The sequence below is a fragment of the Pseudomonas sp. MTM4 genome, from assembly GCF_019355055.1.
In the GTDB taxonomy this organism is placed as follows: Bacteria; Pseudomonadota; Gammaproteobacteria; order Pseudomonadales; family Pseudomonadaceae; genus Stutzerimonas.
This window is the reverse complement of record NZ_CP048411.1, coordinates 2,170,048-2,195,000: the sequence shown is the minus strand read 5'-3', so window position 1 is coordinate 2,195,000 and position 24,953 is coordinate 2,170,048. Positions and strand designations below refer to the sequence as shown.

19 protein-coding genes, 2 tRNA genes and 3 rRNA genes (1 of these 24 running past the window's edge) are annotated in these 24,953 nt (G+C 60.6%); 14 read left to right on the top strand and 10 right to left on the bottom strand.

What is annotated here, in order from left to right:
• The 7 genes from GYM54_RS10045 to speA form a co-directional block, all read left to right on the top strand.
• Window positions 1-130, top strand: a 16S ribosomal RNA gene (locus tag GYM54_RS10045); it begins 1,406 nt to the left of the window's first position.
• A gap of 91 nt (window positions 131-221) precedes the next feature.
• Window positions 222-298: transfer RNA gene (locus GYM54_RS10040), tRNA-Ile, on the top strand.
• Between the two features lie 30 nt (window positions 299-328).
• Window positions 329-404, top strand: a tRNA-Ala gene (locus GYM54_RS10035).
• A 256-nt stretch (window positions 405-660) separates the two neighbouring features.
• Window positions 661-3,548: ribosomal RNA gene (locus GYM54_RS10030) — 23S ribosomal RNA — on the top strand.
• Window positions 3,549-3,704: 156 nt separating this feature from the next.
• Window positions 3,705-3,820, top strand: a 5S ribosomal RNA gene (gene rrf / locus GYM54_RS10025).
• The 16S, 23S and 5S rRNA genes sit together here with 2 tRNA genes alongside, the layout of an rRNA operon.
• A gap of 332 nt (window positions 3,821-4,152) precedes the next feature.
• Complete coding sequence (locus GYM54_RS10020) at window positions 4,153-4,524, top strand: translation initiation factor Sui1 (protein ID WP_181104427.1); 372 nt, start codon at window positions 4,153-4,155, stop codon at window positions 4,522-4,524.
• A gap of 116 nt (window positions 4,525-4,640) precedes the next feature.
• Complete coding sequence (gene speA, locus GYM54_RS10015; RefSeq protein WP_181105178.1) at window positions 4,641-6,554, top strand: arginine decarboxylase; 1,914 nt, start codon at window positions 4,641-4,643, stop codon at window positions 6,552-6,554.
• Between the two features lie 154 nt (window positions 6,555-6,708).
• Here speA and GYM54_RS10010 read toward each other — a convergent pair whose 3' ends face one another.
• Both GYM54_RS10010 and GYM54_RS10005 read right to left on the bottom strand, forming a co-directional pair.
• Window positions 6,709-7,050: a zinc ribbon domain-containing protein YjdM gene (locus GYM54_RS10010; protein WP_131650937.1), complete on the bottom strand. Its 342-nt coding sequence runs from the start codon at window positions 7,048-7,050 to the stop codon at window positions 6,709-6,711.
• Between the two features lie 157 nt (window positions 7,051-7,207).
• Window positions 7,208-7,690 carry an acyl-CoA thioesterase gene (locus GYM54_RS10005; RefSeq protein WP_131650936.1) on the bottom strand — a complete coding sequence of 161 codons (483 nt, stop codon included), beginning with the start codon at window positions 7,688-7,690 and terminating at the stop codon, window positions 7,208-7,210.
• 308 nt (window positions 7,691-7,998) lie between these two features.
• On the opposite strand from GYM54_RS10005, the gene GYM54_RS10000 reads away from it, so the two are divergent.
• The 3 genes from GYM54_RS10000 to GYM54_RS09990 all read left to right on the top strand — a co-directional run bounded on the left by GYM54_RS10000 (window position 7,999) and on the right by GYM54_RS09990 (window position 11,014).
• Window positions 7,999-8,679: a c-type cytochrome gene (locus tag GYM54_RS10000; RefSeq protein WP_181105176.1), complete on the top strand. Its 681-nt coding sequence runs from the start codon at window positions 7,999-8,001 to the stop codon at window positions 8,677-8,679.
• A gap of 164 nt (window positions 8,680-8,843) precedes the next feature.
• Window positions 8,844-10,388, top strand: coding sequence for a catalase (locus GYM54_RS09995; protein WP_131650934.1), 1,545 nt, complete (start codon window positions 8,844-8,846; stop codon window positions 10,386-10,388).
• Between the two features lie 80 nt (window positions 10,389-10,468).
• Window positions 10,469-11,014, top strand: coding sequence for an ankyrin repeat domain-containing protein (locus tag GYM54_RS09990; protein WP_131650933.1), 546 nt, complete (start codon window positions 10,469-10,471; stop codon window positions 11,012-11,014).
• A 150-nt stretch (window positions 11,015-11,164) separates the two neighbouring features.
• On the opposite strand, the gene GYM54_RS09985 is transcribed toward GYM54_RS09990, so the two are convergent.
• A complete protein-coding gene (locus tag GYM54_RS09985; protein WP_131650932.1) occupies window positions 11,165-11,926 on the bottom strand; it encodes a phytanoyl-CoA dioxygenase family protein in 762 nt (253 codons plus the stop codon).
• Window positions 11,927-12,235: 309 nt separating this feature from the next.
• On the opposite strand from GYM54_RS09985, the gene GYM54_RS09980 reads away from it, so the two are divergent.
• Window positions 12,236-12,766 carry a cytochrome b gene (locus tag GYM54_RS09980; protein WP_197445873.1) on the top strand — a complete coding sequence of 177 codons (531 nt, stop codon included), beginning with the start codon at window positions 12,236-12,238 and terminating at the stop codon, window positions 12,764-12,766.
• Window positions 12,767-12,811: 45 nt separating this feature from the next.
• Here the strand turns inward: GYM54_RS09980 and GYM54_RS09975 are convergent, their stop codons facing one another.
• The gene (locus GYM54_RS09975) at window positions 12,812-16,459 is read right to left on the bottom strand and encodes an AAA family ATPase (RefSeq protein WP_181105166.1); all 3,648 of its coding nucleotides are present in this window, start codon (window positions 16,457-16,459) and stop codon (window positions 12,812-12,814) included.
• On the bottom strand, window positions 16,456-17,688 hold the full coding sequence (locus tag GYM54_RS09970) for an exonuclease SbcCD subunit D C-terminal domain-containing protein (protein WP_181105164.1): 1,233 nt from the start codon (window positions 17,686-17,688) through the stop codon (window positions 16,456-16,458). Before GYM54_RS09970 ends, GYM54_RS09975 begins: the two co-directional genes overlap by 4 nt.
• A 1,337-nt stretch (window positions 17,689-19,025) precedes the next feature.
• Here GYM54_RS09970 and GYM54_RS09965 point away from each other — a divergent pair.
• Window positions 19,026-19,241 carry a hypothetical protein gene (locus tag GYM54_RS09965; RefSeq protein WP_131650928.1) on the top strand — a complete coding sequence of 72 codons (216 nt, stop codon included), beginning with the start codon at window positions 19,026-19,028 and terminating at the stop codon, window positions 19,239-19,241.
• A gap of 34 nt (window positions 19,242-19,275) precedes the next feature.
• On the opposite strand, the gene GYM54_RS09960 is transcribed toward GYM54_RS09965, so the two are convergent.
• From GYM54_RS09960 to GYM54_RS09945, 4 genes are read right to left on the bottom strand one after another with little or no spacing between them, the layout of a single operon-like run.
• Entirely contained in the window at window positions 19,276-20,604 is a 1,329-nt protein-coding gene (locus tag GYM54_RS09960) for a sensor histidine kinase (protein WP_181105162.1), read from the bottom strand.
• Window positions 20,601-21,266 carry a response regulator transcription factor gene (locus GYM54_RS09955; protein ID WP_181105160.1) on the bottom strand — a complete coding sequence of 222 codons (666 nt, stop codon included), beginning with the start codon at window positions 21,264-21,266 and terminating at the stop codon, window positions 20,601-20,603. The genes GYM54_RS09960 and GYM54_RS09955 overlap by 4 nt, the downstream gene beginning before the upstream one ends.
• Window positions 21,266-21,571: a PepSY domain-containing protein gene (locus GYM54_RS09950; RefSeq protein WP_181105158.1), complete on the bottom strand. Its 306-nt coding sequence runs from the start codon at window positions 21,569-21,571 to the stop codon at window positions 21,266-21,268. Before GYM54_RS09950 ends, GYM54_RS09955 begins: the two co-directional genes overlap by 1 nt.
• A complete protein-coding gene (locus GYM54_RS09945) occupies window positions 21,571-21,879 on the bottom strand; it encodes a PepSY domain-containing protein (protein WP_181105156.1) in 309 nt (102 codons plus the stop codon). The genes GYM54_RS09950 and GYM54_RS09945 overlap by 1 nt, the downstream gene beginning before the upstream one ends.
• A 159-nt stretch (window positions 21,880-22,038) precedes the next feature.
• On the opposite strand from GYM54_RS09945, the gene GYM54_RS09940 reads away from it, so the two are divergent.
• Window positions 22,039-22,398: a copper-binding protein gene (locus GYM54_RS09940; RefSeq protein WP_181105154.1), complete on the top strand. Its 360-nt coding sequence runs from the start codon at window positions 22,039-22,041 to the stop codon at window positions 22,396-22,398.
• A gap of 162 nt (window positions 22,399-22,560) precedes the next feature.
• Complete coding sequence (locus tag GYM54_RS09935) at window positions 22,561-22,827, top strand: PepSY domain-containing protein (RefSeq protein WP_181105152.1); 267 nt, start codon at window positions 22,561-22,563, stop codon at window positions 22,825-22,827.
• 128 nt (window positions 22,828-22,955) lie between these two features.
• Here GYM54_RS09935 and GYM54_RS09930 read toward each other — a convergent pair whose 3' ends face one another.
• Window positions 22,956-24,755: a thiamine pyrophosphate-requiring protein gene (locus GYM54_RS09930; RefSeq protein ID WP_197445872.1), complete on the bottom strand. Its 1,800-nt coding sequence runs from the start codon at window positions 24,753-24,755 to the stop codon at window positions 22,956-22,958.
• Between the last annotated feature and the right edge of the window lie 198 nt (window positions 24,756-24,953).

The window sequence follows — 24,953 nt, the reverse complement described above, 5'->3', positions numbered from 1 at the left end:
ATGGGAGTGGGTTGCTCCAGAAGTAGCTAGTCTAACCTTCGGGAGGACGGTTACCACGGAGTGATTCATGACTGGGGTGAAGTCGTAACAAGGTAGCCGTAGGGGAACCTGCGGCTGGATCACCTCCTTAATCGAAGACTTCAGCTTCTTCATAAGTTCCCACACGAATTGCTTGATTCACTAGCGAAAAGCGATTGGGTTTCGACCCGAGAGAGACGATTGGGTCTGTAGCTCAGTTGGTTAGAGCGCACCCCTGATAAGGGTGAGGTCGGCAGTTCGAATCTGCCCAGACCCACCAATTGTCATGGGATGTGGCCGATCTGTAGATGGGGCCATAGCTCAGCTGGGAGAGCGCCTGCTTTGCACGCAGGAGGTCAGCGGTTCGATCCCGCTTGGCTCCACCATTACTCGATAATCGCTGAAAGCTCAGAAATGAGTGCTCCGAACGGACGTTCGAGAGTATTGATTTCTGGTCTTTGCGCCAGAACTGTTCTTTAAAAATTTGGGTATGTGATAGAAATAGACTGAGTGATCACTTTCACTGGTGATTATTCAGGCTAAGGTAAAATTTGCGAATTGCTCTTTATGAGCAAGAATGCGGATTTTCGGCGAATGTCGTCTTCACGTTATAGACAGTAACCAGATTGCTTGGGGTTATATGGTCAAGTGAAGAAGCGCATACGGTGGATGCCTTGGCAGTCAGAGGCGATGAAAGACGTGGTAGCCTGCGAAAAGCTTCGGGGGAGTCGGCAAACAGACTGTGATCCGGAGATGTCTGAATGGGGGAACCCAGCCATCATAAGATGGTTATCACACACTGAATACATAGGTGTGTGAGGCGAACCAGGGGAACTGAAACATCTAAGTACCCTGAGGAAAAGAAATCAACCGAGATTCCCTTAGTAGTGGCGAGCGAACGGGGACTAGCCCTTAAGTTGATTTGAGATTAGCGGAACGCTCTGGAAAGTGCGGCCATAGTGGGTGATAGCCCTGTACGCGAAAATCTCTTATCAATGAAATCGAGTAGGACGGAGCACGAGAAACTTTGTCTGAATATGGGGGGACCATCCTCCAAGGCTAAATACTACTGACTGACCGATAGTGAACCAGTACCGTGAGGGAAAGGCGAAAAGAACCCCGGAGAGGGGAGTGAAATAGAACCTGAAACCGTATGCGTACAAGCAGTGGGAGCCTACTTTGTTAGGTGACTGCGTACCTTTTGTATAATGGGTCAGCGACTTATTTTCAGTGGCGAGCTTAACCGAATAGGGGAGGCGTAGCGAAAGCGAGTCTTAATAGGGCGTCTAGTCGCTGGGAATAGACCCGAAACCGGGCGATCTATCCATGGGCAGGTTGAAGGTTGGGTAACACTAACTGGAGGACCGAACCGACTACCGTTGAAAAGTTAGCGGATGACCTGTGGATCGGAGTGAAAGGCTAATCAAGCTCGGAGATAGCTGGTTCTCCTCGAAAGCTATTTAGGTAGCGCCTCGTGTATCACTGCTGGGGGTAGAGCACTGTTTCGGCTAGGGGGTCATCCCGACTTACCAAACCGATGCAAACTCCGAATACCAGCAAGTGTCAGCACGGGAGACACACGGCGGGTGCTAACGTCCGTCGTGAAAAGGGAAACAACCCAGACCGTCAGCTAAGGTCCCAAAATCCTGGTTAAGTGGGAAACGATGTGGGAAGGCTTAGACAGCTAGGAGGTTGGCTTAGAAGCAGCCATCCTTTAAAGAAAGCGTAATAGCTCACTAGTCGAGTCGGCCTGCGCGGAAGATGTAACGGGGCTCAAACCAGGTACCGAAGCTACGGGTTCATCGTAAGATGAGCGGTAGAGGAGCGTTGTGTAAGCCTGTGAAGGTGAGTTGAGAAGCTTGCTGGAGGTATCACAAGTGCGAATGCTGACATGAGTAACGACAATGCGAGTGAAAAACTCGCACGCCGAAAGACCAAGGGTTCCTGCGCAACGTTAATCGACGCAGGGTGAGTCGGTCCCTAAGGCGAGGCTGAAGAGCGTAGTCGATGGGAAACGGGTTAATATTCCCGTACTTCTGGTTACTGCGATGGGGGGACGGAGAAGGCTAGGCCAGCTGGCGTTGGTTGTCCAAGTTTAAGGTGGTAGGCAGAGATCTTAGGTAAATCCGGGATCTTAATGCCGAGAACTGATGACGATCCTTCTTTTAGAAGGAGAAGTGGTTGATGCCATGCTTCCAGGAAAAGCCTCTAAGCTTCAGGTAATCAGGAACCGTACCCCAAACCGACACAGGTGGTTGGGTAGAGAATACCAAGGCGCTTGAGAGAACTCGGGTGAAGGAACTAGGCAAAATGGCACCGTAACTTCGGGAGAAGGTGCGCCGGTGAGGGTGAAGGGTTTACCCCGTAAGCTCATGCCGGTCGAAGATACCAGGCCGCTGCGACTGTTTATTAAAAACACAGCACTCTGCAAACACGAAAGTGGACGTATAGGGTGTGACGCCTGCCCGGTGCCGGAAGGTTAATTGATGGGGTTAGCGCAAGCGAAGCTCTTGATCGAAGCCCCGGTAAACGGCGGCCGTAACTATAACGGTCCTAAGGTAGCGAAATTCCTTGTCGGGTAAGTTCCGACCTGCACGAATGGCGTAACGATGGCGGCGCTGTCTCCACCCGAGACTCAGTGAAATTGAAATCGCTGTGAAGATGCAGTGTATCCGCGGCTAGACGGAAAGACCCCGTGAACCTTTACTATAGCTTTGCACTGGACTTTGAATTTGCTTGTGTAGGATAGGTGGGAGGCTTTGAAGCGTGGACGCCAGTTCGCGTGGAGCCATCCTTGAAATACCACCCTGGCAACTTTGAGGTTCTAACTCTGGTCCGTTATCCGGATCGAGGACAGTGTATGGTGGGTAGTTTGACTGGGGCGGTCTCCTCCTAAAGAGTAACGGAGGAGTACGAAGGTGCGCTCAGACCGGTCGGAAATCGGTCGTAGAGTATAAAGGCAAAAGCGCGCTTGACTGCGAGACAGACACGTCGAGCAGGTACGAAAGTAGGTCTTAGTGATCCGGTGGTTCTGTATGGAAGGGCCATCGCTCAACGGATAAAAGGTACTCCGGGGATAACAGGCTGATACCGCCCAAGAGTTCATATCGACGGCGGTGTTTGGCACCTCGATGTCGGCTCATCACATCCTGGGGCTGAAGCCGGTCCCAAGGGTATGGCTGTTCGCCATTTAAAGTGGTACGCGAGCTGGGTTTAGAACGTCGTGAGACAGTTCGGTCCCTATCTGCCGTGGACGTTTGAGATTTGAGAGGCTGCTCCTAGTACGAGAGGACCGGAGTGGACGAACCTCTGGTGTTCCGGTTGTCACGCCAGTGGCATTGCCGGGTAGCTATGTTCGGAAGAGATAACCGCTGAAAGCATCTAAGCGGGAAACTTGCCTCAAGATGAGATCTCACTGGAGCCTTGAGCTTCTGAAGGGCCGTCGAAGACTACGACGTTGATAGGTGGGGTGTGTAAGCGTTGTGAGGCGTTGAGCTAACCCATACTAATTGCCCGTGAGGCTTGACCATATAACACCCAAACAATTTGATGTTTGCGTGTCAGACGGTTGAAGTCGACAAACAAACCGAAAAGACGCATCGCTCGCAAAGCGAACCAAAACACAGCAACACCATCACATGCCCGATTCGCTGCAGCGGCTAAATCCCGAGGCAGCAACCGAATTGCTTGACGACCATAGAGCGTTGGAACCACCTGATCCCATCCCGAACTCAGCAGTGAAACGACGCATCGCCGATGGTAGTGTGGGGTCTCCCCATGTGAGAGTAGGTCATCGTCAAGCTTCTACACCAAACCCCCGGCCCTCGTAAGAAGGTCGGGGTTTGTCTTTGCGCCAGAGAAATTATTAAGCTGTAGAGACGGCTCTGTGCAAGGCCTGCGAAAACGTCACCAGCCATGCCGACGCCCTAGGTCCAACCCCAAGATCGAGTTTGAAAAGGTTCGCTTAGCAGGTACTGATCGTTCGGAATGCTTGAGAAATCGTTCCACTGTTGTTCAATCTGTTCACCGATAATGACGCGAGCAATCCTTCGAGAGAAATACAATTACTGCTAAATTGACGAACTCTGGCGGTCTCGGTGTGTTGGGGCTGCGGTTTTTGTTCAAGAGGTTCGCGTGGCCAAGAAAACCACATCATTCTCCAGTCTTGGCGGGCTGGTGTTTTCCACAGACGCAGGACGTCATTGCCCCGATTGCAATCAGCCGTTGAATGCCTGTATCTGCAAGCAGCAGGCGATTCCTGAAGGTGATGGTATCGCCCGCGTGCGTCGGGAGATCAAAGGGCGCGGCGGCAAGACCGTGACGACTGTTGCTGGCGTGCCCCTTGCGGAAGCGGAGCTCAAAGAGCTCGCCAGCGCGCTCAAGCGCCGTTGCGGTACTGGCGGCGCGCTCAAGGACGGGATCATCGAGATTCAGGGCGATCATGTTCAACTGCTGCTAGATGAGCTGATCAAGCTCGGATTCACGGCCAAAAAATCCGGCGGCTGAGTTCGATATCCGACTAATCAAATTTTGTGCTTATTACTTGGCGCACCGGCTGTCCAATCGGATAGCTTTCTGCCGTGCTCTACGCTCGGTAGGTAATCTCATATCAGGAGGCCTAGATGCCCGTACGACGCACACGTAAAGATGACGGCAGCCAATGGACCGCAGCGGATAGCCGTAGCGTTTACGGAATTCGTCACTGGGGTGCCGGTTACTTTTCGATCAGTGACGAGGGCCATGTCGAAGTACGTCCGCAGGGGCCAAGCGGAGAGCCCATCGAATTTACCGGCCTGATCGAGCTGTTACGTGACGCCGGTTTGACACTACCGCTGTTGGTGCGCTTCCCCGATATTCTGCAGGACCGTGTGCGTCGTTTAACTGGCGCCTTCGATGCCAACATCGAGCGCCTCGAATACCAGAGCAAGTACACCGCGCTGTATCCGATTAAGGTCAATCAGCAGGAGGCGGTAGTGGAGAACATTATCGCCACGCAGAACGTCGCTATCGGCCTGGAGGCCGGCTCCAAGCCTGAGCTGATGGCGGTGCTGGCACTGGCGCCTAAAGGTGGCACCATCGTCTGCAACGGCTACAAGGACCGTGAGTTCATTCGGCTGGCGCTGATGGGGCAGAAGCTGGGACACAACGTCTTCATCGTCATCGAGAAAATGTCCGAAGTAGGGCTGGTCATCGACGAAGCCGCCGAGCTGAAGCTCGTTCCGCAGGTTGGTTTGCGCGTGCGGTTGTCCTCGCTGGCCTCAAGCAAGTGGGCCGACACTGGCGGTGAAAAGTCCAAGTTCGGTTTGTCGGCGGCTCAGCTGTTGACTGTCATCGAGCGCTTCCGCGCCGCGGGCGTCGAGCAGGGAGTGCGGTTGCTGCATTTCCACATGGGCTCGCAGATCGCCAACCTAGCCGATTACCGCGAAGGTTTCCGGGAAGCCATTCGTTATTACGCCGAGCTGCGCGCGCTGGGCTTGCCGGTCGACCATATCGATGTCGGCGGCGGTTTGGGGGTCGATTACGACGGCACTCATTCGCGTAATGCCAGCTCGATCAACTACGACATCGACGAATACGCCGGCACCGTGGTCGGCATGCTCAAGGAGTTCTGCGACCGGCAGGAGCTGCCGCATCCGCATATCTTCTCCGAAAGTGGCCGGGCGATGACTGCGCACCACGCTGTGCTGGTGATGCAGGTGACCGACTTCGAGCGCCACAACGATGAGGCGCCGACCATCGAGAACTACGACGAATTGCCCGATATAGTCCAGTCGCTGGCCGATCTGCTCGGGCCGACCGATCCGGAGATGGTTACCGAAACCTATTGGCGCGCCACTCACTACATTAGCGAGGCCGCAGCTCAGTATGCGTCCGGCAAGCTGTCGCTGGCGCAGAAGGCATTAGCCGAGCAGAGCTACTTCGCTATCTGCCGTCGCCTGTACAACCAGCTGAAGGCGCGCCAGCGTTCCCATCGTGCCGTACTCGACGAGCTGAACGACAAGCTGGCGGACAAGTACATTTGCAATTTTTCGGTATTCCAGAGCCTGCCGGATACCTGGGCGATCGACCAGATTCTGCCGATCGTGCCGCTACAACGTCTGAGCGAGGAGCCGGTGCGCCGTGCCGTGCTGCAGGACCTGACCTGCGACTCGGACGGTAAAATCAAGCACTACGTCGACGAGCAGAGCATCGAGAACAGTATGCCGGTGCATGAGATCCAGGCGGGGGAGGAGTATTTCCTCGGCGTCTTCCTGGTCGGTGCCTACCAGGAAATTCTAGGCGACATGCACAACCTGTTCGGCGACACCGATTCGGTGAACGTCTACCAGCGCGAAGATGGCAGCTATTACCACGCCGGTATCGAGACCCACGACACCATCGAGGACATGCTGCGCTACGTGCACCTGTCGCCAGAGGAGCTGATGACTTACTACCGTGACAAGGTTTCCAGCGCCCGGCTCAGCGCCAAGGAGCGCACCCAGTACATCGACGCGCTGCGGCTGGGGCTGACGCGCTCGTCTTATCTCACGCCTTGAGCTGTGGGGGCCCGCTTTGGCTTAAAGCGGGCCGTAGACCTGCCGGCAGGCCCAAAGCATCGCGCCGAGAGCCAAAGCCAAAGCCAAAGCCAAAAGTGCATACCTCATCGATTTTAGAAGGCCCGCCCCTCGCTGCGAAGCTTTCGGCTTTGCTCTATACCTTACGAACAAACTCCGACTTTAGCTTCATCGCCCCGATGCCTTCGATCTTGCAATCGATATCATGATCGCCGTCGACCAGACGGATGTTCTTGACCTTGGTGCCGACCTTTACCACCAGCGATGAACCTTTGACCTTGAGGTCCTTGATGACGGTGATGGTATCGCCGTCCTGCAGGGGATTGCCCACCGAATCCTTGATCACCTTTTGGTCGTCGCCAGCGCTCTCCGCTGCGCTGGTCGACCACTCGTGCGCGCATTCTGGACAGACCAGCAACTGGCCGTCTTCATAGGTGTATTCGGAGCTGCATTGGGGGCAGGGTGGTAAAGCGCTCACGGCGAGTCCTCTACTGGCAAAGGGGAAAAGCCGCGAAGTGTATAAGGTTTTATTCCATCAGGCGCGGACGCAGCACTGATCGCCAGGGTGGGATTTTGAAAGCGTGCCGACTCCGCCATCTGAGAGCGGCGGAGTGGCCCTATGAGGCGAACTGAACTCAGTAGTCGTCCTTGATCGCACGGTAGCGCTCTTCCAGCTCGCGGCGGATTTGCCGGCGTTGCTGGGCCTGGGCGAAGCGGCGCTTTTGGTCCGGCGTTTGCGGCTGTAGAGGGGGAACGCTGGCCGGACGGCCATCCTCACCGACCGCGACCATGGTGAAGAAGCAGCTGTTGGTGTGGCGAACCGTCTTTTGCCGAATGTCTTCGGTGACGACCTTGATGCCGATTTCCATCGAAGTGGTACCGACGTAGTTGACCGAGGCGAGAAAAGTCACCAGCTCGCCGACATGTACAGGCTGGCGGAAATTGACCTGATCCACCGACAGGGTCACCACGTACTGCCCGGCGTAACGGCTGGCGCAGGCATAGGCGACTTCGTCGAGGTACTTCAGCAGCGTGCCGCCATGGACGTTGCCGGAGAAGTTGGCCTTGTCCGGGGTCATCAATACGGTCATGGTCAGTTCGGCATGTCCATCAAGCATGTGCGCGGCTCATCCTGGCGAAAAGGGGCGCTACTTTAGTCGAATACGAAGCGGCTGTGTGCATTGCTTGCTTTGTTGCCTCCAGTTTTTGTTCGAGGGGTCAATGTGGCAATAGCGCGCAGCATTGGATGCAGTTCCTGGTGGCTCTTTCGGTCGACTGGTGTTGTAGGCAATTTCAAAGTGCTCACGCTCCAGGCTCCTCCAGGCTCGTAGTGTGATGCTTTATTGATTTGCGCCAGTATCGCGTCTGTATTTCTCCTTATAGTCCCGGCTATTCAAGTTTCTGTTCACCGTGCCGGACTTTTCGCATGCGCTTTATCGCCGTTCTGATGCTCAGCTGCTTCGCTTCATTCGCTCACTCCAACGAGACGGCGATGGAGCGCTTCAACTACCTGATGGCCGATGCCGAGCGACGCGAGCAGGCTTATGCAGCCGGTCAGGAGCGCGCGCTGTTCTGCGGCTACTGCCACGGTGAGGACGGCAATAGCAAGCGGCCGCACATTCCCAATCTCGCCTCGCAGAACCCGGTTTACCTGTTCCAGTCGTTCGAGAAATTCGCCGAGGGTGAGCGCACCGATTACGTGATGTCGAAGCTGGCGAAGAATCTGACGCTCGAGGACCGGGTCAATATCGCCGTCTATTTCAGCCAGCAGAAGGTCGTACCTGCTGCGACTGCAGGCGATGCGGCGCTGGTTCAGCAGGGTGCGACACTTTTCCAGCGCACCTGTACCGGCTGCCATGGCGAACATGCCGAAGGTCGAGAGACCATGCCGCGCCTGGCCGGCCAGTCCGCCGAGTACATCCGCACCGCGCTGACGCGTTTTCGTAACCACGAGCCAAGCCGTGCGGGTTCGGTGATGATCGGCATCGCCGACAAACTGTCTGAGGCGGAAATAGAGTCCCTGGCTGCCTATCTGACGCAGCTGCAGCTGAGCGAAAGGCAAGAGCAGCAAGCCAGCGCGCAGCTATTGGGTATGGACGTGCATTGATCTTGTTTTACGTTGCGTTGCGAGCCTGAACCGCCTGCGTTTGCGAAACAACCAGAATTTTCCTATCGCGCCGCTTCGCTTATTCAATTTCGGCTGCACGGCGCACCGCTCTAGTCTCCTCGCCGCGTCCCAGACGCAATCCAAAATGAGAAGAGGACGACTAGATGAATCGTTACCTGCCAGGCGCCTTGCCTGCCCGCACGCTAGTGGGCGCGCTTTGCGCGAGCCTGCTGTCACTATCCGCCTATGCTGCTCCACTGACCCGCGACAACGGTGCGCCGGTTGGCAACAACCAGAACTCCCAGACCGCTGGCCCGAACGGTCCAGTGCTGCTGCAGGACGTGCAACTGCTGCAGAAATTGCAGCGCTTCGACCGCGAGCGCGTGCCGGAGCGTGTGGTCCATGCCCGCGGCACCGGCGCCCACGGTGAATTCACCTCCACCGCCGACATTTCCGACCTGACCATCGCCAAGGTCTTCGACAAAGGCGCCACCACGCCGGTATTTGTGCGCTTCTCCGCAGTGACCAACAACAGTCACTCGCCGGAAACCCTGCGCGACCCACGCGGCTTCGCCACCAAGTTCTACACCGCTGATGGCAACTGGGATCTGGTCGGCAACAACTTCCCGACCTTCTTCATCCGCGACGCCATCAAGTTCCCGGACATGGTCCACGCGTTCAAGACCGACCCGCGCACCAACCTGGACGACGACAGCCGTCGGATGGATTTCCTGTCCTACCACCCCGAATCCATCCAGACCCTGACCCGCCTGTACTCCAACTACGGTACGCCGGCCGGCTACCGCTTCATGGACGGCAGCAGCGTGCATTCCTACAAGCTGATCAACGACGAAGGCCAGGTGCACTATGTCAAGTTCGCCTGGAAATCGCAGCAGGGCATCAAGAACCTTGATCCCAAGCAGGTGCAGGAAACCCAGGGCCGTGACTACAGCCACATGACTCGCGACCTGATCACGGCCATCGACAACGGCGACTATCCGAAGTGGGACCTGTACCTGCAGGTGGTCAAGTCGGAAGAGCTGGCCAAGTTCGAGTTCGATCCGCTGGATGCCACCAAGATCTGGCCCGAGGCGCTGGTGCCCTCGAAGAAGATCGGCACCATGGTGCTGAACAAGAACCCGGACAACGTCTTCCAAGAGACCGAGCAGGTCGCCATGGCACCGTCCAACCTGGTTCCTGGCATCGAGCCCTCCGAGGACCGACTGCTGCAAGGCCGTCTGTTCGCCTATGCCGATACCCAGATGTACCGCATCGGTGCCAACCACATGAGCCTGCCGATCAACCAGCCCAAAGCGCCGGTCAACAACGGCAACCAGGATGGCCAGCTCAACGGCGGCAACACCACCACCAGCGTGAACTACCAGCCGAGCCGTCGTCTGAGCCGTGAAGAAGAGTCGCGTGGCCTGTACAGCCAGCTGGAACTCTCGGGTACCACTCAGCAGGCGCCGATCTACCGCACGCAAGACTTCAAGCAGACCGGTGAACTGTTCCGTTCCTTCACCCGCAAGGAGCAGAAAGACCTGATCGCTACCCTCGGTGGAGAACTGGCCAAGACCGACGAGGAAGCGCGCCATCACCTGCTGTCGTACTTCTACAAGGCTGATGCCGAGTACGGCGAAGGCCTGACCAAGGTGGCCAAGGGCGACCTGCAGAAGGTCAAGGCGCTGGCCGCCGAGCTGGAAGACTGATGCACCCGGCCGGCCCACGCAGCCGGCCATTCCCCGGCCCATGGCGTCTGCCGCGGGCTTCTCGTATGAAGAGAAACGCAATGAAAAACCTGATTCTGCTGGCTGCCCTCTGGCTGGGTAGTGGATATGCACTGGCGCAGGGCGAGCCCATCGCGGCGGATGCCGAACAGGTACACGCCCAGTTGCGCGATTATTTCTTCGATGCCGCGAGGCACGGCGATAGCCCGATCCTCGACGAATTCATCCAGGCGGGGTTTGACCTGAACACCGCCGACGAAAAGGGTTACACGGCCTTGATCCTCGCCGCTTATAACGGCCATGCGGACACCGTAGAGCAGCTGCTTGCGGCCGGTGCGGATGCCTGCGCCGAGGACAAACGCGGCAACACCGCCCTGATGGGCGCGATCTTCAAGGGCGAGCTGCGCATCGCCAAGCGCCTGCTGGCCACCGAGTGCAATCCGGACCAGCGCAACGCCGCCGGCCAGACGCCGGCCATGTACGCCGCGCTGTTCCAGCGCGAGACGCTGCTCGACGCCTTGCGCGAACGCGGTGCCGACCTCGGAGCCTCCGACCCGCTGGGTAACTCGGTCGAGAGCCTGGCCCGTGGCGAGATTCGCACGCGCTAGCTAATAGTTAGAGGTTTATTGGCACGCTACAAATTTGTAGACCGAACAAGTTCGACCTTACCTCCAATACGAAAGGGATGGGTCCGTCGAGCGCGCAGCGAAACGGGACACTAGCGATGCACCGGAACCATGCAGGCCGTGTACGGCGGTTCAATCGTATTCAGAGGCGACATGCTCGCCCAGCAGGCGTCGCTGCCGTGATGTCGCGACGGCCAGCACCTCGGGGTTGAACGCGAAATGCAGGTAGGGCGAGAACTTTTGCGCCACCATTCGCCGGCCGTAGTGCACCTGCAGCAGGTAGCGGCTGCGGTCGGTGGTGCGGTTGCGGCTGCCGGCGTGCCAGAGATCGCTGCGAAAGAACAGCACGTCGCCGGCTTCGCACAGTACCGGCTCTGCGTTGCGTCCGCGCCAGTCGGTTTCTCCTGGATGCGGCTTGCGTCCGGCGCGATGGCTGCCAGGGACGACCAGCGTTGGGCAGAGGTCGGCGTCGATGTCGTCCAGGTACAGGTGTGCAGTGCAGACTTGCATCGGCAGCTCGAAGGCCGGGTCGGCCAGCAGGTTTTCCGGCAGTTTCATCGCCAGGTAATCGGCGTGCAGCTCGCCGCCGACGAAGCCTGGATGGCTGCGCCAGGCGGTCTGGCCGATCACATGGCAGTCCGCGCCGAGGCAGGCTTCGGCCAGCTCGATGACGTCCGGTAGATCTAGATAATCCAGCCAGAACGGATCGCGGTTGAACACACATTTGTAATGGTCGTCCACCAATCCCTGGTAATCCCAGTGGATCGGCTCCAGGCGGTCGATGGCGGCACGCACGTCTTCGATCTGCTGCGGTTGCAAAATGCCGCGCAGCAGCACGAAGCCTTGCGCGTTCATGGCACACAGATGTTCGGCGGCGGGACGGATTCGCGGCATGGCGACGGATTCGGTGCTGTTTGGGCTATCGACAGTTTGCTGAAAGCTTGGGTTCGTATGCTGCCTCCTGTTCGCGATGACCTGTCGTCGCGGCAGGTGTGCTGCCACAAGCGGCGCGCTGGCTACATCCTTTCTTGTGCGAACTTCGGGGCGTGGCCACAAGCGGCGTTCGCGGGTTCGCTTTAGCACAAATCATTCTGGTTACATCGCGACACCGCTCTGGCTTGGGTCTTTCCGGCATTTGAGCGAAAATCGCCGCGCTTTTTCCCCGTCGCACATCGATGCGCTTGGCATGCTCACGAGGCCTGGATGACTACCGCACGTTTCACCCCCATACAGATCCTGTTCCATTGGTTCAGCGCCTTGCTGGTGCTAGCAATCATTGCGTTGCCTTACGGCGCGGATTATTTCGCATCGCTACTCGGCGGCAAGGGCAACGTATTTACTCTGCACAAGTCGCTGGGAGTGCTGGTGCTGGCGTTAACACTGCTGCGCTTGTTCTATCGCGGCCGCAAGGTTCCCCCGCAACAGCTCGAACCCCAGCAGTTTTCGGCGCAACAGTTCGCGGCCAAGGCCGGGCACGGCCTGCTTTATCTATTGCTGTTAATGATGCCGATTTCCGGCCTGTTGTTCGGCAGCAAGCCGATCAACCTGTTCTGGTTGATAGAGATCGGACCGCTACCGTTCTCATCGGACATTCGTAGCGTTGCGAAGGACGTTCATCTCCTCGGCCAATACGTACTCTTCGCCATGATCCTCGGCCATGCCGCCGTTGCCCTCTGGCATCACTACGTACGGCGCGATGATGTGCTCAAGGGCATGTTGCCGTTGGTGCGTTGACCGGTCGGGATCGGCACGCCGCCGATCCCGCTTCTTTATAGCCGCTTAGCCGGCCCCGCCCACGATCCGCAGCCCGCTCTGCCCGTTGCCCTGACGCTGTACTTGGATTTGCACAGGAATGCGTTCGTGCATTTCCGCGACGTGGGAAATCACCGCGACCTTGCGACCCTGGGCCTGCAATGAATCCAGCGCGTCCATGGCGATCTGCAGCGACTCGGGGTCGAGACTACCGAAGCCTTCGTCGATGAATAGCGACTCGATTCGGAGTTTGCTCGACGCCATCGAAGCCAGGCCCAGTGCCAACGCCAAGGAGACTAGGAAGGTCTCCCCGCCCGAGAGCGAATGCACCGAGCGCAGCTCGTCGCCCATCTCGATATCCATCACCAGCAGCCCCAGCGGACTACCGCCGCGCTTTAAGCGATAACGCCGGGCCAGTTGGCGCAGCTGGACGTTGGCGTGCTGCACCAGCAGGTCGAGGTTGTAGCCTTGCGCGATCTTGCGGAAGGCGCCACCGTCGCTCGAACCGATCAGCGCGGCGATGCGGCCCCAGCGCTGGTGCTCGGCCTTGGCCGCCTCTATCTGCCCAAGCAGCGCCAGGCTCTGGTTGCGCCGCCGGTCGTCATCGAGCAGCGCGGCGCGGGTTTCAGCGCAGTGGCGTTCGGCCTGGTCGCAGCTGGCCTGCTGCTCAGCGAAATGCTGCTCCAGGGTATCGACATCCAGCATCTCGGCGTGCTGCTGTTGATGCGCGGCGATTCGCTGCCCGCAACCTTCCAGACGCTCGCGGCAACGTGCGAGCTGTTCGCTATTGTCGCGCAGGCGCTGGCGCGCTTCTTCGAGCAGGGCGTCATCCATGTGCAGCAGTTGGGCGAGAGTCGCGTCGTCCAGCTCGGGATGGGCGCTGCGCCAAGTGGCGAGTTCTTCGTCCAGTTCATGGCGTTCGGCCAGCAATTCGTCGCGGCGCTGGCGGCAGTTCTGCTGCTCGCCAGCCAGGCGGGTGAGTTCGAGTCGAGCCTCGTTCAGTTGCCGGTCGACCTCGGCCTGCTGCTGGCGAGCGTTCTGGATCGCCTGTTCCAGCTGCTGCTGCCAGACCTGAGCGCTGGGTTGCAGGCCCAAGCTTTGGCGCAGGCTCCGGCTGCAGGCCTGTTCCCGTGTCTGTAGATCGGCCAGGCGTTCGGCGCAAGCCTGGTGCCGTTCGCGGCGATGGTGCTGTTGCAGCTGTTCGTGCTCCAGCGCGGTCTGGCATTGCTGCCGTACTTCGGTCAGCTCCGTTTGCTGCTCAAGCTGCTGTCGACGGGCCTCGACCTGGCCGTCGAGCTGCATGAAGGTATCGGCGGGCGCCTCGCGCCAGCGCTCGAGCTGCGCGGCAGGGAACAGGTTGGCGAACTCAGCCAGCTCCTCGTTGAGCCTTGCGTCGTCACGGGCGATAGCGTCGCACTGCTGGTCGCGCGTCTGGTTCGCCTGCGCGCAGATTTCCTGCGTGCGCTGCCAGTCCTGTCGCAGGGCTTCGCTGCGTTGCTGCAGTGCGAGCAGTTCGCGCTGACGGGCGATGGCGGCGGCAGTATCCGTTTTGAGCGTGGCCAGCCGGGTGTCGAGCCAGGGCTGGCGATCCGTTTCCGCCTGGGTCAGCAGGTCGGCGTGGGCGGATAGGGCGGCCAGTTGCGGCTGGAGCTGGGCCAGTTCCTCTGTGATTTCCGTAAGGCGCTGCGCGTTCCGTTTGATCTCGCCAGTCAATGCAACGTGCTGGTCGCGCAACGTCTGTAGCCGTTCATCCTGGGCCTGCAGTTGCCGTTGGGCCTGCTCGGCTTCGCGCTCGTCCTGCTGATCCAGAGCGGCGAGCAGAGCCTGACCGTCGTGCCAGGGATGCTCGAGGCTGCCGCAGACGTTACACGGCTCGCCTGGTACCAGCGCGGCGCGCAGGGCCTCAACATTGGCGCTGCGGGCCAAGCGCTGGCGTTCCAGCAGAGCCTGCACCAACTGCAGTGCCTTTTGCGCGTCGTCGCGCTCAACGCGGGCGACCTTGCCGGCCTGGGTCAGCGTCTCGAGTTCGCCTTGCTGGCGGCTCTGTTCGCTTTGCAGGCTGCGCTGCTGAGCGACGAGCTGCTGCTGGCGCGACCAGAGACGCTGCAGGGTTTCGAACTCGCGCTCGGCTGCGCGCCAGCCCTCAAGCTGCGTCGTAAGCTGAGCCAGTTGCTCGCTGGTCTCACCGCCGATCTGCGCCTGCAACGCATCGAGTGCCTGGCGCGTGGTCGCCTGGGCTGCTTCGGCGGTGCGGGCGGCGGCTTCCAGCGCCGGCAGTTCCGCGCGGCCCTGGCGCAAACGGGCGGCGATCTGCACGGCCTGTTGCAGGCGCGGGCGGTAGCCGTTCCAGGCCGCGCACAGTGGTTGCAGCTCGACGCTGCGGGCGAGCTGTTCACCGAGGGCGTCGAGCTGCTGGGCGGCGTGTTTCTGCTGCTGGTGCAGCTGGGTGAGTTTCAGTTCCCCAGCCTGGGTGGCGGCTTCAGTCTGCTCGGCTTGCTCGCGAGCTTCACGCAGATCATTACCGAAGTGGCTGAGCCGTTCTTCTTCACGCCGCGCCTGGGCGAGCGCCGGTTCAGCGGACTTGAGTCCCTGTTCGGCCGCTTCAAGTGTCTCGGTCGCCGCACGGCAGGTCTGCTCCAGCTCAGCGAGGCGGCGCTGTACTTCAGCGTGTTCGCGGTCGTGGCGGGCGAGGGTCTCGTCGGTCTTTGCCAGCAACGACGGGAGTTCGCTCGCGCGGATGAAACGGTGGCGCTGCGGCGCCAGCTGCTCGAACAAGGCGAGGATGCGCCGAGCGTCGGCGAGGCGCTCCTGCTCGTCTTCGGCCTCCTGCAACTGTGCGCGCGCGACGCTGTGTTCTTTTTCCAGGCGTCGCAGCTCAGTCAGCCACTGACGTTGCTGTTCCAGTGCCTTGAGCTGCTGCTGCAGGCTTTTCAGTTCCATCGTCTGCTGGCTGTGCTGGTCCTGCAGCGCCTGGCGTGCCTCGGGCTCCAGCGGCTGCACGCCGCCGGCTTGCTGTTGCAGCTGGGCCAGCGCTTCGCGGGCGCGCTTGGCCGCTTCGAAGGCGGCCTGGCCGAGGCGACTGTAGAGGCCGGTGTCGGTGAGCTTTTCCAGCAGGGTGCCGCGCTCGTTGTCGTCGGCCTTGAGGAAGGCCGCGAATTCGCTCTGTGCCAGCAGTACGGCGCGGGTGAATTGCGCCAGGTTCAAACCCAGGCGGGCTTCGAGCAGTTCACGGAATTCGCGCTTCTTGCCGCTGGCCAGCAACTGTCCGCTGTCCAGATCTGTAAGGCTTTGGCTGCTGGCCTGCAGGCGGCCGTCGACTTTCTCGCGTGCGCGCTTGACCTCCCAGCGCGCACGGTAGCGGTGGCCGTCGACACCGATGAAATCCACCTCGGCATGGCCACTGCCGCAACCGCGACGCAGCAGGTTGCGTTCGTCGCCACCGCCGATTTCGGCGTCGACATCAGGCACCTTGTTCAGCGGCGAGACGCTGTCCAAGCGTGGCGTGCTGCCGAACAGCGCCAGGCACAGCGCGTCGAGGATGGTGCTCTTGCCGGCACCGGTTGGCCCGGTGATGGCGAACAGGCCGGCGTTGGCCAGCGGCTCGGCGGTGAAGTCGATGACCTGCTCGCCCGCTAGCGATGCCAGGTTCTTCAAGCGGATGGCGAGAATTTTCATCTGCCGTCTCCTTCGCCGAACTCCACGGTCTGTAGCAGGCTGGCAAAGTCGTCCAGCGCTTGTTCGTCCGGCGGGTTGCCGAACTGTTCTTCCCAGGCGCGAGTGAAGAGTTCCTGCGGGGTGATCTGGTCTAGGCCGAGCAGTACTTCAGCATCCGCATCGCCGCGCCGGCCGGCGTATTCGCTGGCGATGCGAACCAGCCGCGCGGCCTTGCCGGCGAGCGCTGCTTCGATGCGGGCGCGCAGATCGGGCAGCGGCTCATCCAGCTGCACTCGGACTTCCAGCCAGGGCAGGTTTTCGCTGAACAGGCCGACCTGAGGCAGTGCCTCCAGCGCGGTGATCACTTCGGCCAGCGGCGCGCGTCCGATGCGGATCATCTGCACCGCGCGCGGGACCGGTAGGCTTTCGACGTTTTCAAGGCGATCGCCCTCGAATTCAGCCAGCAGCACCTGATGCGGATAATTCACCTCGGCGAAGGACAGCGGCAGCGGCGAGCCGCTGTAACGGATGCGCGCCTGGCCGGCGACCTGCTGCGGCTTGTGCAGATGGCCGAGCGCGACATAGGCGATGGCTTCTGGGAACAGGCTGGCCGGCAGCGCCTCGGCATTGCCGATGACGATGCTGCGCTCGGATTCCTCCGACACCGCGCCGCCCGCCATGTGCGCGTGGCTCATGGCGATCAGCGCCTGGCCGGGCTGGCGCGCGGCTTCGGCGGCGACGATCAGGTGTTGGTGGACATGGCGGATGCCGAGCATGTAGTCATCGCCAGTATTGAAACCGGTGACTTCCGCTGGGCGCAGGAAGGGCAGGGTGAGGCACCAGGCGGCGACCTGGCCGTTGGCATCGTGTAACGGCACGCGCAGTCGTTCGTGATCGAGCTGGCCTTCTGCGACCCAACTGATTCGGCCGACGGCGTGGGCGTTCAAGCGCCTCATCAGCGGCGCCGGCAGTTCGATGCGGCCGCCGGAGTCGTGGTTGCCGGCGATCATCACGATGTCCAGTTGCGGCAGCCGTTCGTGGGCGCGGACGATGAAGTCGTACAGGCGTTCCTGCGCCTTGAGCGGCGGGTTGACGGTGTCGAAGACGTCGCCTGCGATGAGCAGGGCGTCGGCTTGGTGGGCGACGAGCTGGTCGAGCAGCCAGACGAGGAATTGGGCGTGTTCGTAGTCGCGGTCCTGGCCGTGGAGGGTCTGGCCGAGGTGCCAGTCGGAGGTGTGGATCAGGCGCATACGGAGGATCTTTTTTGGTTGGGACGGGTGGATGCGACTGCTCGTTGCGGCCGGCGCGCTCGGTTTGCGAGGTTCTTTTTTAGGGGTGAGTTTGCTTGCGAAGCGGGGCGAGTTAGGGATTGCGAGCTGACGCCTAGCGTTGTCGGTGGTCGAAGCAGTGGTTTCGCCCTGCTGGGCGAGTCCCTTTTGGCAGTCGCCGGATGGCCGGCCCCGCCCAAAGGAACCAAAAGGTCTTGCCCCTGCATTCGGCCCCGGCTGCGCCGGGGTTCCCTCGCTCCGGTGACGCTCCAGGGGCCCGCCGCGAAGGGCCATCCCTGGCCCATCGCGGCTCTCGCGGCATCCATGCCGCTCAACCCCTTCCGCGACACCTTCGCTCGGCCTACTGAAAGGGGCGGTTCGGTGTTGTCTGACAGATCGTATGAAAGGAACGAGTGAACAGAGTTGTTTGCGCCCCGTCCATCTGCACCTGCCATGGCGCTGCGGCGACTACTAAGGGTTTTAAGGCGGCTACTTAACCATTTTTGCATCAAAACAGTTTGCCGCTTTGCCTGCGGACAACCTATCAGGCGGCACAAAACGCCCCTTTCAGAAGGCCGAATGGAGTCCTCGTGTAGGGGAGCGAGCGGCATGGATGCCGCGAGAGGCGTAAAGGGCCATGGATGGCCCTTGTACGCCGGCCCCCGGAACGGGGATGGAATGAGGGAAGTCGAGCGCAGCGAGACCCGGATGCAAGGGCAAGCGTTTTTGCTTACTTTTTTGGCGTTTGAAAAAAGTGAGGCGCCCAGCAGGGCGAAACCTGAGGTCCGGGGCGCCTCAAGCGCGGCGCCATATACAAATGCCCGCGCCGCTACCATCCATTCGCGAGCAAGCTCGCTCCTACCCAAAGCGAGGGGGCAGTGACTTGGCCAATCCGCACGCTCTCCATCCGTAGCTGATCTGCCAATCCGCAACGGGCGAACAAGTTCGCCCCTACGGAGCGCGGTGCTGTGTGGCGGGCTCATCAATTCAACCACCTATTCAAAGCTGCAGATTCGGCACCTGAATCCGCTGCGCCGCCGCATTGGCCGAATAGCACTTGCAGCACATGTGCATCAGCAACCGTGCGTCTGGATGCCTAGCTCGACGTGCGCGAACCTACCTATATTCAAGTCGCACTTCAATCTAAGCGAGCATGGTCGGTGTCATCGTCAGCCGTGCAAGGATACTGATGCAGCGGGGCCGAGCCTGACGGCTGTGTAGGTTACAGTTTCTTGTCGACAGACGGTCATCCGATGAGCGGTCGGAATCTCCTCTCGCATTGCTGGGTCTTTGTGTCAGACCCAGCGCTTGAGGCATCCATGAAAACCCTGTCCCGTCACCTTGCCGATCATTTCCCTCCCGACTACAAAACCCGTGTAGAACCGCAGGACGATGGCTATCTGGTCGTCCGCATCGGCTATCCCATCAACGGCACCGAAGCCATTCGAATGGTCTCGGGTCGGCAGGTACAAAACGGTCTATTGGTCGAAACCATTCTGGAAGACATGCGCAACGAGCTGGCCCGCGCGCAGTGACTCCCCGCTTCATCCGCTGTTCTTAGACTCCCGGTTAACCTCGCCCACGCTGCTGCGTCGGCAGGTGGATGCACGCACGCAACCCGCCCAGATCGCTCTGCTCCAACGATAGCCGGCCGTTCCAGGCCGTCAGAATATCCCGCACGATACCAAGCCCCAGACCATGCCCCTCGGCACGCTCATCCAGGCGAGTGCCGCGCTCCAGCACCGCTTCGCGGCGGTCGGCAGGGATTCCCGGTCCGTCGTCCTCTACCTGAATGAGATAGCCATCCGGCGTCTGATCGATGCTCAGCAGCACTTCCGAGCGAGCAAATTTGCAGGCGTTGTCCAAGAGATTGCCGAGCAGTTCGAGCATGTCCTCGCGGTCCCAGGGAAGGCGGCAATCCGGATGTGTTTGCCAATGCAGATTGAGATCACGGCGGTGGATCATCTTCAGCGTTTCGAATAGCGGCGCGAGTTCTTCGCGGCAATCGAAGTAGGCGCCGGGTAACACCTCGCCGGCCAGACGGGCGCGGCCCAGCTCGCGGGAGACGCGCTGCTGGATCTGCGCCAATTGTTCCGTCAGGTCCTGTTGCAGTCGCGGATGGGCTGCCAGCTCCTCGCGCTGGGTGAGGCTGCCGAGCACCGCCAGCGGTGTCTTCAACGCGTGGCCCAGATTGCCCAGGGCGTGCCGGGAGCGCTTGAGGGTGTCGTCGGTGTGTGCCAGCAGGTGATTGATCTGCTCCACCAGCGGCTGCAGTTCGATTGGCGCCTGGATATCAAGTTGCTGGCGCTGGCCCTGCTGCAGCTGTGCGATCTGCTGGCGCGCCCGTTCCAGCGGACGCATGGCGAGCTTCACGGCGTAGCGTTGCAACAGCAAGAACGCCAGCAGCGCCACGACGATCAGCCCCAGCCCGCCAAGCCGAACCTGAGCGAAGCTTTTGAGGATCGGCGTGTAGTCGCGCGCGACGCTGATGACGATGCGTTGGCCGTCGCGGCGATATTCGGCGCGATAGGCCAGCAGCCGCTGTTCCTGCGGGCCATCCACCAGGTCGCTGGCCAAGCCGTTGCGCGTTGGCCAGGCCGGTTCGGCGTCCCACAGCGAGCGCGATCGCCAGCTGCGCTCGGGCAGTTCGATGCGGAAATAGTGACCGGAAAACGCCCGCTGATAACGTGGGTTCAGCCGACTCGAGTCCAGCTTGAAGCCCTCGGTGCCCTGGACTACCGCGATCAGCAGGCCTTCGGTTTCTTCGCGCAGATCGGTCGCCAGGTTGCGCCGCAAACCCGCCTCGAACAGCCACAGACTGCTTTGCACCAGCAGCAGGCCGACCAGCAGCAGGGCGCAAACCAGCCCGAGGCTGAGGCTGCGCTGAATCGACTTCAAGGCGCGCCGCCGAAGCGATAGCCCTGTCCGCGACGGGTTTCGATCAGCTCGCGGCCGAGCTTGCCGCGCAGGCGGTTGACGTGCACCTCGATGACATTGGAGTCGCGCTCGGTTTCACCGTCGTACAAATGCTCGGCCAGTTGGGTTTTGGACAACAGCTGACCGGGGTGCAGCATGAAATAGCGCAACAGGCGAAACTCGCCGGCGGTCAGGTCGATGTCCTTGCCGTTCTTGCTGCAGCGCTGGCGTGCTTCGTCCAACGCCAGCCCACCCACCTGCAACAGCGGCTGGTTGGCCACACCGTGGGCGCGGCGCAACAGCGCCTGGATGCGCAGCAGCAATTCTTCGGGGTGGAAGGGCTTGGTCAGATAATCGTCGGCGCCGGCTTTCAGCCCCTCGATGCGTTCGGCCCAGGAATCGCGGGCGGTGAGGATCAGCACTGGCGTCGCCAAGCCGCGCGCGCGCCAGGCACGCAAAACTTCGAGCCCCGGCTTGCCGGGCAGACCGAGGTCCAGAACGATCAGGTCATAGGGTTCGCTGCTACCTTGGTAATCGGCGTCACGACCATCGGCCAGCCAGTCGGTGGCATAGCCCTGGCGGGTGAGGCTGGCGATCAGTTCGTCTGCCAGTGGCACACTGTCTTCAACCAGTAGCAGGCGCATCAGTCCTCTTCATCCTTGATCAGACGGCCATCGCGCGCGTCGATTTCCAACTCGCGAGCGATGCCGTTGGTGGTCAGCAATTCGATTTCATAAACATAGATGCCGTCATCTTCCTCCAGCTCGGCTTCCAACAGCCGGGCTCCCGGATAGCGCTCCATGGCGCGCTGCAAGAGCGCTTCGAGCGGCATGATCAGCCCCTCGCGGCGTAGCCGCAGGGCTTCGTCCTGATCGAGGTCGCGACTCGCCGCCGGGGTGGCGGCGAGCAGCAGAGCCAAGGGAGTCGCTAGGAAGAGGGTGGCACGCATTAGTCGTCCTGATGGTCCTTGAGCACTTCGCCGGTCTTGGCGTCGAGTTCCATGTCCCATTGCACACCTTTGTCGTCGCGCAATTCAAGCTGATAGATGTGGCGGCCGTATTCCTCTTCCAGCTCGGTTTCTTCGATGGTAGAGCCGGGGTGCTTGGCCAGCGCGGCTTCGTTGAGCTTCTCGAACGACTGGATGGTGCCGGCGTCGCGCAGTTTGAGCGCTTCGTCCGGGCCGAGGTCGCGGGCCATGGCCAGGTTGGCGCCGAGGGCGAGGGTGGCGGCAGTGATCAGCGTAGTCAGTGTTTTCATGTTTCGTTTTCCTGTGTGGGTTTTGACGATTCACAGGTTACGAGCCGCGGCTTACGCCAAGCTGAACGAGCGCGCCCGGCGAAAACACATTCGCTAGCAGCAATAGATGCGGGCCGATTGTCCAATGCGCGTACGTCCACCTGTTTCGGGAGGTCTGTCATGAAGCCGCTTCATTGCGTCACGCTAAGCCTGGCGCTGCTCGTCCAGCCGGCGCTGGCGGAGGATTTGCTCAAACCCGCAACGCCGGCGCAATCGCCGGATATTGACGCCGGACCCGCCACCGAAATGGTCTCAGAACCGGTCATGCGCGCCACCGGCACGATCGAGGCCATGGATCGCGAGCGAGGCGTGGTGACCATCGCCCATGGTCCGGTCCCGGCGCTGAAGTGGCCGGCTTCGACTATGGGTTTTCAAGTCAGGCCGGAACAGCTCGAGGGTCTGGCTGTGGGCGATGCGGTCCGGATCGGCTTTCAAAGCGAGGGCGACGAGGCAGCTATCGTCTCCATCGACAAGCGCTGACACAGTCTCGTCGCCCATGGCAGACGGGCTGTAAGGAACCCTTTGCTGACTGCGGACCTCGTATTCAACAGGGGCCGCGTTACCAGCTGTGTGAAAGCGCAGTAGCTTTCACACAGCTTTGGTTGCGGCTCGCATCGATGAATCATCACGAGGATCACGCTCATGTATCACAAGAAACTGACCGCAGCTCTTGCCATCGCCATTCTCGGAGGCGCCAGCGGGGTCGCGCTGGCGGACAAGCCGGGCGCTGACTGGATCACGCTCGAACAGGCCGTGGAAAAAGCCAAGGCTGCCGGCTACACCATGCTCCATTCGATCGATGCCGATAACAATTCCTGGGAAGGCGAAGGCACCAAGGCCGACGGCAAAACCTGGGAATTCAAGATGGATGGCAAGACTGGGGAAATGACCCACGACAGGGAAGATTGATCGCAGCGGCCCGCTGCGCCCGGCGGCGGGCCGATTGACCAAGGGAACGGCGAGCGGTACAGCTCCTTCTGATCAGTATCCATTTGCCGTGCCGCATTGCTCAGCGCCATGCGGCGTCCAGCATAGGTTCACTCCTTATCCTTGTCCTGCCCCGGCATCACCTTGCTCAGCACCTGCTTGACCGACTGTTTGATGATGCCGCGCTGGTTCGGGTCGCCATGCAGCAGCGTGGTGACGAATTTCTTCGCCTGCTCCAGCTTGATGTGCGGAGGTAACGGCGGCACGTCGGGGTCGGTCTTGAATTCGATCAGCACCGGCCTGTCAGCAGCGAAGGCTTCATCCCAGGCGGCGGCGACCTGGTCCTCACGGTCGACGTAGATCCCCTTCAGGCCGATCGATTCGGCGAAGCGGTAGTACGGCACGTTGGGGATGTTCTGCGAGGCTTCGAATTTCGGATCGCCTTCCATTGCCCGCTGTTCCCAAGTCACCTGATTGAGATCTTCGTTGTTGAACACGCAGCAGATCCATTGCGGGTTCTGCCATTCCTTCCAGTATTTGGCGACGGTGATCAGTTCGGCCATGTTGTTCATCTGCATCGCGCCATCGCCCACCATGGCCACTACCGAACGGTCCGGATGGCAGAACTTGGCCGCAATGGCGTAGGGCACCGCCGCGCCCATTGAGGCCAGCCCGCCGGACAGCGAACCCATCATGCCGCGCCGCAGCTTGACGTCACGCGCGTACCAGTTAGCGCAGGAGCCCGAGTCGCTGGTGACGATAGCCGCGTCTGGTAGGCGCGGCGATAGCTCGAAGGCGACGCGCTGCGGGTTGATCGGGTCGGCCGCGACCATGGCGCGTTTTTTCAGGGTTTCGTCCCAGTCGGCGCGCCATTTCTCGATCTCGTCTCGCCATGTGCGCTCGGCCTTTTGTTGAAGCAGCGGCAACAGCGCACGCAAGGTTTCGGCCGAGTCGCCATGCAGGTTCACTTCCATTGGATAGCGAATGCTCAGCATGTCGGCCTTGAGGTCGATCTGCACTCCGCGCGCTTGGCCTTCCTCGGGCAGGAACTCGGAATAGGGGAAGCCCGAACCGATCATCAGCAAGGTGTCGCATTCGGTCATCAGCTTGTAGCTCGGCTCGGTGCCGAGCAGGCCGATGGAGCCGGTGACCCAGGGCAGATCGTCCGGTATCGCCGCCTTGCCCAGCAGCGCCTTGGCAACGCCGGCACCGAGCTTTTCCGCTACCGCAATGACTTCATCGGTGGCATTCAGCGCACCGGCACCAACCAGGATCGCTACTTTCTCGCCGGCGTTGAGCACTTCAGCGGCATGTATGAGATCAACCTCGTAGGGCACCACCTTGGGCCGCGTATAGCCGCTGCCGGAATGCACTGCGCCGTGAGCCCGTGGCGGCTCGCTGTACTCCATCTCTTGCAGGTCGTTGGGCAGGATGATCGCAGTGACCGTGCGCTGACCTACCGCTGTGCGAATCGCCCGGTCGACCAGATGTCTGACCTGAGCCGGTGCGCTGGCCTGCTGCACGAATGCGCCGGCGACGTCCTTGAACATCGACGCCAGATCGACTTCTTGCTGATAGTGCGCGCCCATGGCCGTGCGCGCCTGTTGCCCGGCGATCGCCAACACCGGCATGTGGTCCATGCGCGCATCGTAGAGCCCTGTCAGCAGATGCGTCGCGCCCGGACCAGAGGTGGCGATGCAAACCCCGAGACCGCCATTGAACTTTGCGTCAGCCGAGGCCATGAATGCGGCCATCTCTTCGTGCCGCGCCTGGAGGAAACGGATCTTCCCGTTGGCACGGTTGAGCGCGCCGAATACGCCGTTGATGCCATCGCCGGGATAACCATAGATGCGACGAACGCCCCATTGGTAGAGACGTTCGATCAGATAGTCGCCAACTGTCATTGCCATGGGTATCTCGCCTGATTTGACTGGAAACGGCCGGGCAGCCGGGACGGGGCCTCGGCGCTGGGTGTTCTTGTCTGGACAGGGCGACCCCGCCAGGGTTCGCCGGCTTCAGCGTTGCAGGGCGGGCCGGCCACCATGCCTCAGCTTGTCATGCATCGCCGTAGGGTGGGCTTCAGCCCACCGGTGTTGCTTCGGCGTCGC

Bases quoted from the DNA above. Each gene is read 5' to 3' on its own strand.
- GYM54_RS09940 (WP_181105154.1), top strand. From the start codon at position 22,039: ATGAAGCCGCTTCATTGCGTCACGCTAAGCCTGGCGCTGCTCGTCCAG.
- GYM54_RS09935 (WP_181105152.1), top strand. From the start codon at position 22,561: ATGTATCACAAGAAACTGACCGCAGCTCTTGCCATCGCCATTCTCGGA.
- GYM54_RS10005 (WP_131650936.1), bottom strand. From the start codon at position 7,690: ATGCTTGATGGACATGCCGAACTGACCATGACCGTATTGATGACCCCG.
- GYM54_RS09970 (WP_181105164.1), bottom strand. From the start codon at position 17,688: ATGCGCCTGATCCACACCTCCGACTGGCACCTCGGCCAGACCCTCCAC.
- GYM54_RS09980 (WP_197445873.1), top strand. From the start codon at position 12,236: ATGACTACCGCACGTTTCACCCCCATACAGATCCTGTTCCATTGGTTC.
- GYM54_RS09990 (WP_131650933.1), top strand. From the start codon at position 10,469: ATGAAAAACCTGATTCTGCTGGCTGCCCTCTGGCTGGGTAGTGGATAT.
- GYM54_RS09945 (WP_181105156.1), bottom strand. From the start codon at position 21,879: ATGAAAACACTGACTACGCTGATCACTGCCGCCACCCTCGCCCTCGGC.
- GYM54_RS09950 (WP_181105158.1), bottom strand. From the start codon at position 21,571: ATGCGTGCCACCCTCTTCCTAGCGACTCCCTTGGCTCTGCTGCTCGCC.
- speA (WP_181105178.1), top strand. From the start codon at position 4,641: ATGCCCGTACGACGCACACGTAAAGATGACGGCAGCCAATGGACCGCA.
- GYM54_RS09965 (WP_131650928.1), top strand. From the start codon at position 19,026: ATGAAAACCCTGTCCCGTCACCTTGCCGATCATTTCCCTCCCGACTAC.
- GYM54_RS09930 (WP_197445872.1), bottom strand. From the start codon at position 24,755: ATGGCAATGACAGTTGGCGACTATCTGATCGAACGTCTCTACCAATGG.
- GYM54_RS09995 (WP_131650934.1), top strand. From the start codon at position 8,844: ATGAATCGTTACCTGCCAGGCGCCTTGCCTGCCCGCACGCTAGTGGGC.
- GYM54_RS09975 (WP_181105166.1), bottom strand. From the start codon at position 16,459: ATGAAAATTCTCGCCATCCGCTTGAAGAACCTGGCATCGCTAGCGGGC.
- GYM54_RS10000 (WP_181105176.1), top strand. From the start codon at position 7,999: ATGCGCTTTATCGCCGTTCTGATGCTCAGCTGCTTCGCTTCATTCGCT.
- GYM54_RS09955 (WP_181105160.1), bottom strand. From the start codon at position 21,266: ATGCGCCTGCTACTGGTTGAAGACAGTGTGCCACTGGCAGACGAACTG.
- GYM54_RS09985 (WP_131650932.1), bottom strand. From the start codon at position 11,926: ATGCCGCGAATCCGTCCCGCCGCCGAACATCTGTGTGCCATGAACGCG.